General features: G+C 74.4%; 10 protein-coding genes and 1 pseudogene. 7 read left to right on the top strand and 4 right to left on the bottom strand.

What is annotated here, in order from left to right; all coding sequences use genetic code 11:
• The first annotated feature begins 47 nt into the window (after positions 1-47).
• From ACFOW4_RS28605 to ACFOW4_RS28620, 4 genes are read left to right on the top strand one after another with little or no spacing between them, the layout of a single operon-like run.
• Entirely contained in the window at positions 48-3,260 is a 3,213-nt protein-coding gene (locus ACFOW4_RS28605; RefSeq protein ID WP_377533400.1) for an FtsX-like permease family protein, read from the top strand.
• Positions 3,257-5,959 (top strand): FtsX-like permease family protein, encoded by a 2,703-nt coding sequence (locus ACFOW4_RS28610; protein WP_377533401.1) that lies wholly within the window; start codon positions 3,257-3,259, stop codon positions 5,957-5,959. The genes ACFOW4_RS28605 and ACFOW4_RS28610 overlap by 4 nt, the downstream gene beginning before the upstream one ends.
• A gap of 1 nt (position 5,960) precedes the next feature.
• Positions 5,961-6,956 (top strand): ABC transporter ATP-binding protein, encoded by a 996-nt coding sequence (locus ACFOW4_RS28615; protein ID WP_377533402.1) that lies wholly within the window; start codon positions 5,961-5,963, stop codon positions 6,954-6,956.
• 11 nt (positions 6,957-6,967) lie between these two features.
• Positions 6,968-7,690, top strand: a complete 723-nt coding sequence (locus ACFOW4_RS28620; RefSeq protein WP_377533580.1) for an ABC transporter ATP-binding protein — start codon at positions 6,968-6,970, stop codon at positions 7,688-7,690.
• A gap of 12 nt (positions 7,691-7,702) precedes the next feature.
• On the opposite strand, the gene ACFOW4_RS28625 is transcribed toward ACFOW4_RS28620, so the two are convergent.
• Positions 7,703-8,155 (bottom strand): GNAT family N-acetyltransferase, encoded by a 453-nt coding sequence (locus tag ACFOW4_RS28625; protein WP_377533403.1) that lies wholly within the window; start codon positions 8,153-8,155, stop codon positions 7,703-7,705.
• A 74-nt stretch (positions 8,156-8,229) separates the two neighbouring features.
• Here ACFOW4_RS28625 and ACFOW4_RS28630 point away from each other — a divergent pair, with 74 nt between their 5' ends.
• Positions 8,230-8,742 carry a potassium channel family protein gene (locus tag ACFOW4_RS28630; RefSeq protein WP_377533404.1) on the top strand — a complete coding sequence of 171 codons (513 nt, stop codon included), beginning with the start codon at positions 8,230-8,232 and terminating at the stop codon, positions 8,740-8,742.
• Here the strand turns inward: ACFOW4_RS28630 and ACFOW4_RS28635 are convergent.
• The 3 genes from ACFOW4_RS28635 to ACFOW4_RS28645 all read right to left on the bottom strand — a co-directional run bounded on the left by ACFOW4_RS28635 (position 8,716) and on the right by ACFOW4_RS28645 (position 12,755).
• Positions 8,716-9,873: an acyltransferase family protein gene (locus ACFOW4_RS28635; protein WP_377533405.1), complete on the bottom strand. Its 1,158-nt coding sequence runs from the start codon at positions 9,871-9,873 to the stop codon at positions 8,716-8,718. The genes ACFOW4_RS28630 and ACFOW4_RS28635 overlap by 27 nt on opposite strands.
• 149 nt (positions 9,874-10,022) lie before the next feature.
• Positions 10,023-11,609 (bottom strand): alpha/beta hydrolase, encoded by a 1,587-nt coding sequence (locus ACFOW4_RS28640; RefSeq protein WP_377533406.1) that lies wholly within the window; start codon positions 11,607-11,609, stop codon positions 10,023-10,025.
• A 30-nt stretch (positions 11,610-11,639) separates the two neighbouring features.
• Positions 11,640-12,755: an ATP-dependent DNA ligase gene (locus tag ACFOW4_RS28645; RefSeq protein WP_377533407.1), complete on the bottom strand. Its 1,116-nt coding sequence runs from the start codon at positions 12,753-12,755 to the stop codon at positions 11,640-11,642.
• Positions 12,756-12,890: 135 nt separating this feature from the next.
• On the opposite strand from ACFOW4_RS28645, the gene ACFOW4_RS28650 reads away from it, so the two are divergent.
• Both ACFOW4_RS28650 and ACFOW4_RS28655 read left to right on the top strand, forming a co-directional pair.
• Positions 12,891-13,103, top strand: coding sequence for a hypothetical protein (locus tag ACFOW4_RS28650; protein ID WP_377533408.1), 213 nt, complete (start codon positions 12,891-12,893; stop codon positions 13,101-13,103).
• Positions 13,104-13,232: 129 nt separating this feature from the next.
• Positions 13,233-13,406, top strand: a pseudogene (locus ACFOW4_RS28655) (polyketide cyclase); the annotation flags it as partial.
• Positions 13,407-13,446: the final 40 nt, after the last annotated feature.

Raw genomic sequence — 13,446 nt, forward strand, 5'->3', positions numbered from 1 at the left:
CCGGTCTCCCTGGTCGTCGGCCCGAACGGGGCCAGGGGAGGCGCTGGATGAAACTGGTGTGGAGGCGGGCCCGCGAGGCGCGCGGGCTGCTCGTTGCCGCGGTCATCGCCGCCCTGGTCGCCGTCGCGTTGGTCACCGGCCTGTCCGACTACAACCGCCGGGCGGTCGACGCGGGTCAGCGAGCGCTGGTCGCCGCAGCCCCGGCCGAGGAACGCGGCCTGCTGGTCAGTGGCTCCGGCGGTCGGGACGGCACCGAGTTCGTCAGCCGGGACCGGGCGGTGCGTGCGGAGTTCGCCGACGGCCTCGCCGGGGTGCCGGTCACCGTCGCGGCGGCCCGGTACGGCACCGGCCGCGAACTCACCGGCGACCTCGGGTCGCTGACCCGCGCCGGCGACGACCCGGTCTTCGCCAACCTGGCCACCCTCGACGACCTGGCCCGGCACGCCGACCTCGTCAGTGGAGCGTGGCCGGCTCCGGGCGCGGCCCCCGTCCAGGTGACTCTTCCGGAGCGGGTCGCCACCGCACTCGGTCTGAATACCGGCGAGCGGATCCCGCTGAGCGACCGTGGAACCGAGCAGGCCAGCGAGGTGGTGCTCGCCGGTACCTGGCGGCCCCGGGACGCGACCGAGGCGTACTGGCTGCTCGCCCCCGGGGTGGGTGCGGGCAGCGCCGACTCCGGCACCTCGTACGGGCCGTTCGCGCTGGACCCGGCCGACTTCGCGGCCCTCTTCCCGGGCTCGTCGTCCGCCTCCTGGCTGGCCGAACCCGCCCTCGGCGAGGCCGAGCCGGCCGCGCTGCCGGACGTGCGGGCGGCGCTCGCGAGGGCCGTCGCCAACGTGCCGGAGGCCGCCGACCTGGGCGCGTCGGCCACCACGGTGACCCGGATGGAGCGGCTGTTCGACCGGATCGCCCGCGCCGACCTGGTCGGCCGTTCCGCGCTGGCCACTCCGCTGCTGCTCATCGTGGTGCTCGGCGGGTACGCGCTGGTCCTGGTCGCCGCGCTGCTGCACGAGGACCGCCGTCCGCAGACCGCGCTGCTGCGCGCCCGGGGAGCTGCCCGCCGGCAACTCGCCGGCCTGGCAGCACGGGAGGCGACCCTCGTGGTCGCGCCCGCCGCCGTGCTCGGGCCGCTGCTCGCCGCGGAGGCGCTGCGCCACGTCCGGCCCGGTGGGGCCGCGGAACTCTCCACGGCCGGCGGGAACACGGTGCTGGTCTGGGCGGCCGCCGTCGCCACCGCCGTGGGGTGCCTGGTGGCCATGGTCGCCCCGACGCTGCGCGGCTCCGGGACGTACGTCGCCGACATGGTTGCCCGGTCCCGCCCCAACCGGGCGGCGACCGTGCAGCGGGCCAGCGTCGACTTGGTGCTGGTGGCGCTGGCCGTGCTCGCCTGGGTGCAACTGCGCCGCTACGCCTCCCCGCTGGCCGGCTCGGGCGGCTCACTCGGGGTCGACCCGCTGCTCGTCGCCGCCCCGACGCTCGGCGTGCTGGCCGGCGCGGTGCTGGCACTGCGGGTCCTCCCGCCGCTCACCCGGTTCGCTGAGCGGTTCGTGGACCGGCGCCCGTGGATGGCGACGATGCTCGGCATGTGGCAGGCCGGCCGGCGTCCGCACGCCGGACCGGTGCTGCTGCTCGCCCTGGCCGTCGGCGGCAGCACGCTGGCCTGGTCGCTGGTCTCCACCGGGGAGCGGTCGCAGGTGGAACAGGCCGGCCACACGGTCGGCGCCGACCTGCGGGTGACCGAACGCACCGGAGCCGCCCCACCGACGAGGGCCGCGGAGCTGGCCGCGCTGCCGGGCGTGGACCGGGCGCTGCCGGTGTCGCGGGACGAGGTGCGCGTCGGTCGGGAGGACCTGCCGGTGACCGTGATCGGCCTCGACGCCGCCGGTGCCGGCGGCGTGGTTCGGCTCGCCGACCGTCTGGCCGACGACCCGGTGCCAGAGCTGTACCGGCGGCTGGTCGGGGCCCGGGGCACACCCGGCGGCATGGAGCTGCCCGAAGGCACCAGGGCGATCAGCGGAACCGTGCGCACCCCGGTGACCGGTGCGGTCCGGCCGCACCAGATCGCGGTGGCGCTGCTGGTGACCAGCGCCGACGGGCTCGCCCTCCGGCTGCCGGCGGTCAACGCCGACAGCGACGGGCGGGCCACGCCGTTCACGGTGCGGCTGCCCGACACCGGCGGTTCCCGGCTCCGGTTGGCCGGGTTCGAGGCCGACGGTGGGGTGGCGGCCGGCACGGCTTACGGGCTAAAGGTATCCGGGTTGAGCCTGGCCGGCGCGGACGGCGCCGCCCGCCCGGCCGAGCTGACCGGCACCTGGCGGGTGGCCGCGGCCGAGGACCCCGGGGCGATCGGGCCCAACGGACCGACGTCCACCGCGCCGGCGGCATCCACGCCCACCGGGGTGACCGCCGCACACCCGGTGGACCTGATCCCCGGCGGTCAGTTCGCCTACCAGCCGCCGACCCGGTTCGCCGTCGTGCCGGAGGGGAAGAGCCCGCCGGTACCGGTGCTCATGACCCCCCGGGTACGCGAGGCGCTGAGCCTGCGCACCGGGGACACCGTGACCCTGACGCTCTCCGGCGCGTCGCTGCCGGTCCGGCTCGTCGGCGAGGTGACCGCGGTACCGGGCACCACCGGGGAGGGCGTGCTACTGGACCTGCCCGCCGCGGTCGACACGCTGATCCGCGCCGGCACGATCCGGCCCGTGCCAGAGTGGTGGATCGGCACCGACGACGCGGTAGCCGCCGCTCGGTCGGCCAGCGAGCTGTCCGGGACCACCCTGCTCGACCGGGAGGCGGCGATCGGGGCGGCGGCCCGGGACCCGTACTGGCGGGGCGCCCGCACCGGGATGCTCGCCGCCGCGCTGGGCGCGGTGCTGCTCGCCCTGGTCGGTCTCATGGTGGACGTCTGGGCCACGGCGCGGCACCGGCTCGGCGAGTTCGCGGTGCTGCACACCCTCGGCGCCACCCCCCGGCTGCTGGCCCGGGCACTGCTGGCCGAACAGACCTTCCTCGCCGGCATCGGCGTGGGGGTGGGGCTGCTGCTCGGCGCGGTGGTCGGCGCCACCATGGCCCCGCTGGTCATCCTCACGCCAGCCGCCGACCGGCCGGTGCCCCCGGCGGCCTTCGCGCTGCCCTGGGTGCCGATCGGCGTGACCGCGGTCGGCCTGCTGCTGGCCGCGCTCGCCTTCAGCGCGTTCATCGCCACCGGCATCCGGCAACGGGTGGCCGCGGTGCAGCTGCGGATCGGGGGAGAACGATGAGCGTCGGCGCGGCGGCACGCCGGGTCCGGGCGTACAGCGGGCAGTTCCTGCTGCTGGGCGTCCTCATGCTGGTGGTCACGCTACTGGTCAGCGGGGTGCCGAGGCTGGTCAACCGGCTCGCCGAGCAGGGCCTGCGGGAGCGGCTGACCAGCGAGCCGGCCGCGCGCCGTGACCTGTCGTACACCTCCGGCTCGACGAGCCTGGCCGGTGGTGCGGCGATGTCGACCGCCCGGACCCGGCTGGACGTGCTGGAGCGGCAGATGCCGCCGGCGGTGCGGGCGGCCGTCGCCGAGCGGTGGTACTCGGCCGAGACCCTGCCGGGCCGGCTGACCGGCCCGGACCTGGCAGCCCGCAACCTGCTCGTCGACCTCGGGCTACGTGCCGTGCCCGGCGTCCGGGAAGCTGGCACGCTGGTCGAGGGAGCCTGGCCGGACGAGGTGCCCGACCCGGACGGACCGGTGCAGGTGGCGCTCGACGCCGACGTGGCCCGGAAGCTGAACCTGCGGGCCGGCAGCCGACTGCAACTCAGCCAGCAGCTCACACCGGAGGTGCCGCTCCTCGCGCCGGTGGTAGTGGTCGGACTGTTCCGCCCCGCCAACCGGTCGGACGGGATCTGGGACGCCCTGCCGCCGCTGCTGCGGATCATCGAACCGCAGGGCGACGGCGAACCGTTCGTCGCCCAGGCCGTCGTCACTCCGGCCACCCTTGACCGACAGGTGGCAGAGGCCTGGCCGGTGCGGTTCGGCTGGCGCTACCGGCTGGGTGCCAGCACCATCGATCCACGCCGGCTGGACGAGTTGATCGACGGCCTGCAACAGCTCCAGCGGCAAGCCCCGGCGGACGCGAAGCTGACCCAGGGCGTCGATGTTCCGCTGCGCGCCTTCGCCGCCGAGGTGGACGCCGCCCGGACCCTGCTCGCCGTCATCGCCGCCGGCGTGCTGGCCACCCTGGCCGGGCTCATCGTGCTGGCGGCCACGTTGGCCGTGCGGCGGCGCCGCTCCGAGTTCGCGCTGCTGCGCGCTCGCGGCGGCGCGGCCACCGCCGGCGCCCGGCGCAGTCTCGCCGAGTCGCTGCTGGTGGTGCCACCCGCCGCGCTGCTCGGCTGGTGGCTGGGGACCCTGACGCCCGGCACCCCGGACCCGACCGCCGGGTACGCGGTGACGGCGACCGTGCTGGTCTGCCTGGCGCTGCCCCTGGCCGCGCTGGCCGTGCCGGCCGGCGGAGGCGCCCGGCGGGACCTGGTCCGGCTGCGTCCGTCCGCCCGCCGGCTCACCGTCGAGGTCTTCCTGCTGGTGCTCGCCGGGCTCGCCGCCGTGCTGCTGCGCCGGCGCGGGCTCACCCTCGGCGAGGTGGACCCGCTGCTGGTGTCCGTGCCCGTGCTGCTCGCGGTGGCCGCCGCGGTGCTCGCGCTGCGCGCGTACCCCTGGCCGTTGCGGCTGGTGAGCCGGCTGGCCGCGCGGACGCGCGGCAGCGTGGCGTTCCTCGGCACCGCGCGGGCGGGCCGGTCGGCGGTCGCCGCGCCGCTGGTGGTCGTGGTGCTCGCGATCGGCACGGCGGCGTTCTGCGCGGTGGTTGCGGCCGGCGTCGAGGCCAGCCGGGACCGTGCCGCCGAGCAGGTGGTGCCGGCCGACGCGCTGATCGAGGGCGAACGTTTCGCGCCGGACACTCCCGCCGAGCTGGGCCGCCTGCCCGGCGTGCGGGCGGCCACCCCGGTGCTACGCGAGTCGGCCCAGCCGCTGGCAACCGACGCGCTGGGCACCGACGCGCGGATCGGCCAGACGACCGCGCTGCTGGTGGACGGACCGGGGCTCGCCGAGACGATCCGGCTCTCCGGCGTCGACGTGCCGGTGCCGGCCGCGCTGCGTACCGCACGGGCCGGGGCCGGGCCGCTGCCCGCGGTCGTCTCGCCGGCGCTCGCCGCCGACCTGGCCGAGGCGGGGTTGAGCGGCTCGGCCTTCGTCGCCGTGCAGGGCCAGCGGTACGAGTTGCGGGTCGCCGGCACGGCCGACAGCTTCCCGCTGCTGCCGGCCACCACCGACCGGTTCGTGATCCTGCCCTGGCAGGCGCTGCCCGCCCGGAACACCGAGCCCGTGCCGACCAGCGTGCTCGTCGCCGGCGACCGGTTGGACGCGGAGGTGCTGCGCCAGGCCGGCGACGAGGGACAGGCGCGGTACCAGCGCACCGGGGCGGTCACCGCCCGGGAACGTCCGATCGGGGTGACCGTCTCCACCCGCGCGGACGTCCGGCGGGACCTGGGCGACGGCGGCGCGAACGGGGTGCTGGCCTTCGGCTTCTTGGCCGGGGCGGCCGGCGGCACCGCGCTCGGGCTGCTCGCCATCGCGTTCACCGTGCTGGCCGGCGCCCGGGCCCGGGGGCAGGTGCTGTCCCGGCTGCGTACCCTCGGCCTGTCCCGCCGGCAGTGGCGGGGGCTGCTGCTGGTCGAGCTGACCCCGCTGGTCGGGGTGGCGGTGCTGACCGGCGCGCTGGTCGGGGCGGTGCTGCCACTGTTGCTCAACCCGGTGCTCGGCCTGTCCGCGTTCACCAGCGGCGTGCCGGTCCGGGTCGCCTTCGAGCCCGGCCTGGTCGCCGCGGTGCTCGCGCTCGGGGCGCTCGCCCTCGGCTTCGCGGTCGCCGTCGAGGCCCTGAACAACCGCCGGCTGCGCCTCGGTGAGGTGCTCCGGCTCGGAGAGGAGAGCTGAGATGACCGCTACCACCCAGACTCCCGTGGTGCCCGACCTGGCCGCCCTGCAACGGCGGGCCGCGCAGCGTGCCGCCGAGCGGGCCGGCGGCCAGGACCGGCTGCGCGGGCACATCGTCTGCGACGGCCTGGTCCGCATCTTCAAGACCGAGGGGGTTGAGGTGGTCGCCCTCCAGGGGCTGGACCTGGTCATCGACCGGGGCGAGCTGGTGGCGATCGTGGGCGCCTCCGGGTCCGGCAAGTCCACCCTGCTCAACATCCTCTCCGGGCTGGACACCCCGACCGCCGGCATCGCCCGGGTCGCCGACTACGACCTGCTCTCGCTGTCCGCGAAGCGGCGGCTGAGCTACCGGCGGGAGCTGGTCGGGTTCGTCTGGCAGCAGACCGGTCGCAACCTGCTGCCGTACCTGACCGCCCTGGAGAACGTCGAACTGCCCATGCAGCTCGCCGGCAAGTCCGGCCGGCGGGCCCGCCGCGAGCGGGCCAGGGAACTGCTCGACCTGGTCGGGGTGGGCTACTGCGCGGACCGGCGGCCCGGGCAGCTCAGTGGCGGCGAGCAGCAGCGCTGCGCCGTGGCCGTGGCGGTGGCCAACGACCCGGAGGTGCTCTTCGCCGACGAGCCGACCGGCGAGCTGGACGAGGCGACCGGCGCTGAGGTCTTCGCCGCGCTGCGCACCATCAACGCCGAGCTGGGCGTCACCATCGTGGTGGTCACCCACGACCACGCCGTGGCCACGCAGGTCCGCCGGACCGTCGCGATCCGCGACGGCCGGACCGCCTCCGAGGTACGCCGCACCGCGCGCGTCGGCGAGGACGGCAGCACCGAGCTGGTCAGCGAGGAGTACGCGGTGCTCGACCGGACCGGCCGGATGCAGCTACCGGCCGCGTTCGTGGACGCGCTGTCGTTGCGGGACCGGGTCCGGCTCGACCTGGAACCGGACCACGTGCAGGTACGGCCCGGCGACCGGGCCGCGGACGGGCAGGAGGAGCAGGCGTGAGCCGTCGGGACATGGTGGCGGGTGGAGCCGGTGGTCCGCTCGCGGTCGACGCGGTCGACGCCGAGGTGGTCCGGGTCAGCGGGGTGAGCCGGACCTTTGGTCGAGGTGAGCGCGCGGTGCACGCGGTGCGCGACGTGTCGTTCACCGCCGACCGGGGTGAGCTGGTCGCGATCCGCGGCCGCTCCGGCGCCGGCAAGACCACCCTGCTGAACCTCATCGGCGGGCTGGACCGGCCGGACTCCGGCCGCGTGGTGGTGGCCGGGCACGACGTGACCTCGGCCGGGGAGACGGAGCTGCTGGCGCTGCGGCGCGGCACCGTCGGCTTCGTGTTCCAGACCTTCGGGCTGGTGCCGATCCTCTCCGCCGCCGAGAACGTGGGGGTGCCGCTGCGGCTGGCCCGGGTGCCGGCCGCCGAGCGGGAGGAGCGGGTGGCGGTGCTGCTCGAACTGGTCGGCCTGGGCGGGCACGCCGCGCAGCGCCCGTACGAGCTCTCCGGCGGCCAGCAGCAGCGCGTCGCGGTGGCCCGCGCCCTGGCCAACGAGCCCGACCTGCTCATCGCCGACGAACCCACCGGGCAGCTCGACTCGGAGACCGGACGGTCCATCATGGACCTGCTCCGCGCGGTGGTGCACGCCCGCGGCATGACCGCCCTCGTCGCCACGCACGACCCGGCCCTGATCGACCTGGCCGACCGGGTGCTCAACCTGCGCGACGGCCACCTTGTCGACGCCTGACCGCCGGCATCGTCAGAGTGCGAGTTTCATGCCCTCGTGGCTCGCCGCGAAGCCGAGGCCGAGGTAGAAGCGGTGCGCGTCCTGGCGGGTCTTGTCCGTGGTCAGCTGCACCAGCGCGCAGCCACGCTGCCGGGCCTGATCGATCGCCCAGGCCATCAGCTCCCGGCCCAACCCCTGCCCGCGCCGGTCGGAGCGGACCCGGACCGACTCGATCAGCGACCGTTCGGCGCCGTGCCGGCCGAGCCCGGGAATGTAGGTGATCTGAAGGCAGCCGACCAGCTCCCCGCCCTGCTCGGCGACGATCAGGTGGTTGCGCGGGTCCGCGGTGATGTCCGCGAACGCCTTCTCGTACGCCGCGTCGACCTCGGTGAAGTCGCGGGCCTTGCCCAGGACGTCGTCGGCGAGCAGGGCGATGACGGCGGGCAGGTCGGCGCGGGCCGCCTCCCGGAAGATCACGTCGGTCATGCCGCTGAGCCTGGCACAGCGACACCGGCGGATGTGCCGGTGCCTGTTGCCGGCAGAGGGCAGCATGGGGCGGCATGGAGGACCTCCTGCTGCCGTTCCGCTGGATCTACCGGGGTCTGATCTGGTTCGCCAACTCGCCGCGCACGCTGATCACGTCGTACCTGCTGATGATCGTGGTGGCCGGGGTCATCTACGGCCATGTCGAGGCGCGCAGCCCCGCCGACGCCGTGTGGTGGGCCGTGGTCACCGCCTCCACCGTCGGGTACGGCGACATCTCGCCCACCACCTGGCAGGGGCGGACGCTGGCCGCGCTGCTCATCTCGACCATGGTGCTGCTGGTCATCCCGCTGATCACCGCGCACTTCGCGAGCCGGCTCATCGTCGATGACGACGCCTTCGAGCACGACGAGCAGGAGCAGCTCAAGGACGATGTGCGGCGGATGCGGGCGCTGCTGGAGGAGTTGGCCGCCCGGCAGGGCGTCGAACTGCCGCCGCTGCCGCCGACCCGACCGGTCAGCGGGCCGGGCAGCGCAGCCCCGCCCTGGGAACGGGCAGGTCGATCACAGAGGCGTCGACGGTGGCGGTGAGGGCGGCGCGGTACCACCCGGAGCGGTCACCGGGCGCCGGGCACCGGCGGGCTTTCCCGCCCGTACATCGGCAAAGGCCCAACCCATCTTCGGTTCCACCGCCCAACCGAAGAGCCTCCGGACCGGAGGGGAGGCCAGGATTCCCGTCGCGAGGACGGCGAGCGCACTGATGGTCACCAGGCCGGCCAGGGAGTTGACGAACGGCGAGTTCTGGAACTTGTAGGCGAGCGCGATCTGAACGATGAACCCGTGCAGCAGGTAGGTGTACTGGGTGCCGGTGGCGAGCGGGGTGAACAGATTGTGCTTCGCGGGCACCAGGCCGAGGAACGCGACACTGAGCACGAGCGCGGCCGCCGCCAAGCCGAGTGCGCCGACTGCCCACGTGGCCCAGCTGACGTCCAGTTGTGCATGCCCGCTGTGACGGTAGAACCAGCCGGCGGGCAGCTGCGGGGCGTAGCGGTAAACGATGGCCAGGGCTGCGACGAAGACCAGGACGGCGACGGGGCGCAGCCACCGGGTGTCCCGGATCCGTTCCAGGTGTTCGCGCCGAACGGTGAGGCCGAGCACGAAGAACGGCAGGAGCTGCAGGATGCGGGCCAGGTCAAGTTCTCCGGAGAGCGAGGCGGCGCCCGAGGCGAGCATGACGGCGGTCGCCACCGCGACCGGCGCACGCAGGTTGAGCCAGAGGGCGGCGGAAATCCGCCAGACGAAGAGGGCCACCAGGAACCAGGTCAGGTAGAAGGGCGTGACCAGGTCAATCGGGTTGGACTCGTCCCGGCGGTAGTTGTTGTACAGCTGGTATGCGGTGGCGAAGATCAGGTAGGGGACCAGGGTGCTGGTGAGGAGTCTGCGCAGCCGGCCGGGGTCAGAGGAGTTCTGGGCGAAGGAGCGGGAGAAATAGCCGCTGATCATGACGAACAGCGGCATGTGGAAGGCGTACACCAGCAGATAGAGAGCTCGCACGCCGCGGATCTCGTTCGGGGAGCCGACGAGCGGGCCCCAGGTGTGGCCGAGGACGACCAGGGTGGTGGCCATGAGCTTCGCGTTGTCGAAGTAGGCGTCCCGGGAGGGGCTGGAAAGGGTGCCGCCATCGCTTGATGCGGGTTGGCGGGGCAACGCTGAGACGGACATGGCGGGGGCTTTCCTGAGTAGGGCGGAGGCGGGACGACATGGACCAGCTCGCAGCCGACGGGTCATCGCCCCGGCGTGGCGCGCCGCGGCCGGCTCATGCTAGTAGACCGTCGCCGGTTGACGGCCGTCGCCGGAGCCCTGCTGACCGGTCAGCGGGCCGGGCAGCGCAGCCCCTCCCTGGGAACGGTCAGGTCGATCAGGTAGGCGTCGACCGCCGCGGTGATGCAGGAGGTCTGCGGGTAGGCGGTGTGCCCCTCGCCCTCCCAGGTGAGCACGCGGCCCACGCCGAGCATCGAGGCGAGGCGGGGGGTCTGCTCGTACGGCGTCGCCGGGTCACCGGTGGTGCCGACCACCACGATCGGCGGTGCGCCGGCCGCCCGGCCGGTCGGGTACGGATCGCGCCCACCGGGCCACTCGACACAGCTCAGCATCCCCACCGCCAGCGCCGGCCCGAACAGCGGATATTTATTGCGCCACTGTGACTGCAACTGGCGGATCTGCTCCCGGCTCGGCTTTTCGGTCTCGTCGGCGCAGTTGATCGCGAGGTTGGCGTCGAACAGGTTCGAGTAGTGCCCGTCGTCCTCGCGGCCGGCGTACGCGTCTGCGAGGCGGAACACCTCCTTCGGGTCACCGTCGGCCAGCCGGTCGATCGCCCGGGCCAGCTCCTGCCAGCCCGACTCGGTGTAGAGCGAGGAGATGACCGCGTAGAAGACCCAGCCGGCGGTGGCCTCCCGCCCGTCGTCGCCGCGTACCGGGGAGACCTTCGCCTTGTCGATCGCCGTGGTGACCGCCGCGCGGGCGTCCGGGGCGATCGGGCAGCGGGCGGCGTTCGCCGTGCACCATCGGGTGAAGTTGTCGAAGGCCCGCTCGAAGCCGCGGGCCTGGCTCTCCGAGCCGGCCACCAGGCGCTGCTGCGGGTCGACCGCGCCGTCGAGCACCAGCGCCCGCACCCGCTGCGGATAGAGCTGCGCGTAGGTGGCGCCGAGCAGGGTGCCGTAGGAGTAGCCGAGATAGGTCAGCTTGTCGTCGCCGACGGCGGCGCGGACCGCGTCCATGTCCCGGGCGGCCTGTTCGGTGCCGTAGAGGGGGAGCTGGTCGCCGTAGCGATCGCCGCAGCCGCGCCCGATCCGCTGGCTCAACGCGACGAAGCCGTCGAAGGCGGCCTGGCTGCTCGGGTCGGGGTCGTAGCCGAAGCTGGCGTCCAGGTCGGCGTCGGAGATGCACTTCACCGGGCTGGATCGGGACACCCCGCGCGGGTCGAAACCGACGATGTCGAAGCGTTCGGTGATGTCGGTGGGCAGCCCGCCGAAGGCCGAGCCGAAGGAGAGGTAGACGGCGGTGTCCACGCCGGAGCCGCCGGGGCCGCCCGGGTTAACCACCAGGGAACCGATCCGGTCGCGCTGCTTGGTGGACCGGGCCCGGAGCAGGGCGATCTCGAAGGTCTGCCCGGCGCCGGGGCCGGCGGTCGCCGGAGTGCCGCCAGCACCCCAGTCGCGCGGCACCGTGATCCGGGCGCACTCGTAGCGCATGTCCGGTGCGCTTCGCCCGACCAACTCGTCGGCGACCTCCGGGCACGCCCGCCAGGTCGGAGCGCTGCCGGCCGGCGCCGCCTCGCCCTGCACCTCGGTGCGCGGCGCGAACGCGGGCAGCGTGCACCCGGCGGTGAGCAGCGCCGCCACGGCGAAGCCGGCGAGGGTACGACGAACCCGGCGGATCCGTTGCGCGGTGCGGGTCACGTGGTCCTCCGGAGTCGAGTCGAGGCCAGGCTACGCCGGGCCGGCGGCGGCCCGCTCCACGGTGGCCGCCGGGTCGCCGCGCAGCACCTGGTCGACGTCGAAGCGCACCGGACGCTCCAACTGGTCGTAACGGCAGGAACGGGGATCGCGGTCGGGGCGCCAGCGGACGAACTGGGCCGTGTGCCGGAACCGCTCGCCCTCCATCGCGTCGTAGCCCACCTCGACGACCAGCTCGGGGCGGACCGGCTCCCACTCCAGGTTCTTCGTGCCGGTCCACCGGCTCACCCCGCCGGGGATGCGCTGGCCGCGCTCGTGGTCGCCGTGCACCCACGGGTGCTCGCCGCCGGTGTCCCGGTACGGTGCCAGCTCCTCGAGCAGCTCGGCCCGGCGGGCCATGGTGAACGACGCGCTCACTCCGACGTGGTGCAGCACCCCCGCGTCGTCGTAGAGGCCGAGCAGCAGGGAGCCGACCACCGGGCCGGACTTGTGCCAGCGGAAACCGGCCACCACCGCGTCGGCGGTGCGGGCGTGCTTGACCTTGGACATCAGCCGCTTGCCCGGCTCGTACGGCAGGTCGGCCGGCTTGACGATCAGCCCGTCCAGCCCGGCGCCCTCGAAGACGTCGAACCAGCGCTGCGCGGTTTTCGGGTCGGTGGTGACCTGGGTGACGTGCATAGGTGGGCGCACCCCGGTGAGCGCCTCGGTCAACCGCTCCCGGCGCCGTGGATAGGGCTGGTCGAGCAGTGCCTCGTCGCCGATGGCCAGCAGGTCGAAGGCGACGAAGTCGGCCGGCGTGGTCTCGGCGAGCATCTTCACCCGGGACGCGGCCGGATGGATGCGCTGGGCCAGCAGCTCGAAGTCGAGGCGGGGCTGCCCGTCCGGACCGTCGCGCCGGATCACGATCAGCTCGCCGTCGACCGCGCACCGCTCGGGCAGTTGGCGGCGGGCCTGCTCGACCACCTCGGGGAAGTAGCGGGTCATCATCTTGCCGCCCCGGCTGGCCAGCTCGACCTCGTCGCCGTCGCGGAACACGATGCACCGGAAACCGTCCCACTTGGGCTCGTAGGTCATCCCGGGCGCGGTCGGCAGCTTGGCGACGCTCTTGGCCAGCATCGGCTCGATCGGAGGGTTGATCGGCAGGTCCACGGCGACCAGTCAATCAGACGGTACCGACAGCCGTGAGGCAGATCACCGCCGCCGCGCGGGCGCGGTGTCCGCCGCCGCTGCGATCGTCCCCTCCGCGCGGATCGAATAACCGCAGGTCAGAGCTACTTTCGCCGGGTGTCTGAGTGGGTCTGTTGCTGCTGCGGGCGGTGGCGGGTGAGCGTGGAGCTGATCCGGGGCCGCTACCGGTACCGGCTGATCCGCCGTTACCCCGAGCGGTTCGGCGGCGGCAAGAACGTGCTCGGGGAGGTGGGGTCGGTGCCCGAGCTGGAGGAACTGCTGCGCCGGCGTACCCCGCTGAGCCTCGCCGACCTGCGCGAAGCCGCCTGACCTCCCGGCGGTGACCGGGCGGCCGGGCGGTGACCGGCCGGCCGGCGGATATCGTCGTCACAGTTCGCCGGGCAGCGTCGTCAGTACGGCGTGGCGGGCGCTGGGCGGCGCCGCGGGGAAGGGGACGTGATGCGCTTCGAAGCCGGTACCGAGGTGGTCGCCGACGCCCAGTGGGTGTGGGCGGTGCTGGTTGACGTCGAGCGCTGGCCGGAGTGGACGGCCTCGGTGCGCCGGGTCGAGCGCGGGGATCCGGGGCCGCTCGCGGTGGGCTCGACCGCCCGGTTGACGCAGCCGAAGCTGCGCCCGGCGGTGTGGCGGGTCACCGAGCTGACCGAGGGGCGCC

Source organism: Micromonospora sp. GCM10011542 (assembly GCF_042650685.1).
Taxonomy (GTDB): Bacteria; Actinomycetota; Actinomycetes; order Mycobacteriales; family Micromonosporaceae; genus Micromonospora.